Source organism: Bacillus salitolerans, from assembly GCF_042680805.1.
Taxonomy (GTDB): Bacteria; Bacillota; Bacilli; order Bacillales; family SA4; genus Bacillus_CJ; species Bacillus_CJ salitolerans.
In genome coordinates, this window is the sequence record NZ_JBHUEM010000032.1 from 1 (window position 1) to 891 (window position 891).

The window sequence follows — 891 nt, forward strand, 5'->3', positions numbered from 1 at the left end:
ATCACTATTCAATTAGTGGTGCGGATGAAGGGAGTCGAACCCCCACGCCGTAAGGCGCCAGATCCTAAGTCTGGTGCGTCTGCCAATTCCGCCACATCCGCGTATAAATGGTGAGCCATGAAGGACTCGAACCTTCGACCCTCTGATTAAAAGTCAGATGCTCTACCGACTGAGCTAATGGCTCTAAATGGTGCCGGCTATAGGATTTGAACCCACGACCTACTGATTACAAGTCAGTTGCTCTACCAACTGAGCTAAGCCGGCATAACAATAACCTTTCACTTGCGTGAAAATAAGAATCTATGGTGGAGGATGACGGGATCGAACCGCCGACCCCCTGCTTGTAAGGCAGGTGCTCTCCCAGCTGAGCTAATCCTCCGAATCAAACAGCCTGGCAACGTCCTACTCTCACAGGGGCAATGCCCCAACTACCATCGGCGCTGAAGAGCTTAACTTCCGTGTTCGGAATGGGAACGGGTGTGACCTCTTCGCCATCATTACCAGACTATTTTATCGTCACTATTTGCTAGCGACTCTTTTTATTATACTGATTTTATTCAACATTTCAAGAGGAAATTTGTTCCCTCAAAACTAGATAACAATTTTGTATTCATGAAAGTTTTTGTCCAGCTACGGCTCCTTGCCTCTCGAGGTCGAATAACCTTCATCTATCAAAAGTCTATCGACTTTTGCAGCTGAAGAACATTCGCTTTTCGAGGCAGTATAGTCGCCTCCGCTTAGGCCCACAGGATGTGGGTCATGCAGACGTTGTCACTGGATGTGACGGTTTTAGTCTGCGTTCATTTTTGTGGTTAAGTCCTCGACCGATTAGTATCTGTCAGCTCCACGTGTCGCCACGCTTCCACCTCAGACCTATCAACCTGATCGTCT

At 47.9% G+C, this 891-nt stretch carries 4 tRNA genes and 2 rRNA genes; all 6 read right to left on the reverse strand.

From position 1 onward, the window contains the following. Nucleotides 1–16: 16 nt before the first annotated feature. Nucleotides 17–101, reverse strand: a tRNA-Leu gene (locus tag ACFSCX_RS16310). Nucleotides 102–108: 7 nt separating this feature from the next. Then, nucleotides 109–184, reverse strand: a tRNA-Lys gene (locus tag ACFSCX_RS16315). A 4-nt stretch (nucleotides 185–188) separates the two neighbouring features. Further along, nucleotides 189–264 (reverse strand) — tRNA-Thr (locus ACFSCX_RS16320). Between the two features lie 39 nt (nucleotides 265–303). Next, nucleotides 304–379 (reverse strand) — tRNA-Val (locus ACFSCX_RS16325). Between the two features lie 10 nt (nucleotides 380–389). Further along, a 5S ribosomal RNA gene (rrf, locus tag ACFSCX_RS16330) occupies nucleotides 390–505 on the reverse strand. A gap of 303 nt (nucleotides 506–808) precedes the next feature. Beyond that, nucleotides 809–891: ribosomal RNA gene (locus ACFSCX_RS16335) — 23S ribosomal RNA — on the reverse strand; the annotation flags it as partial.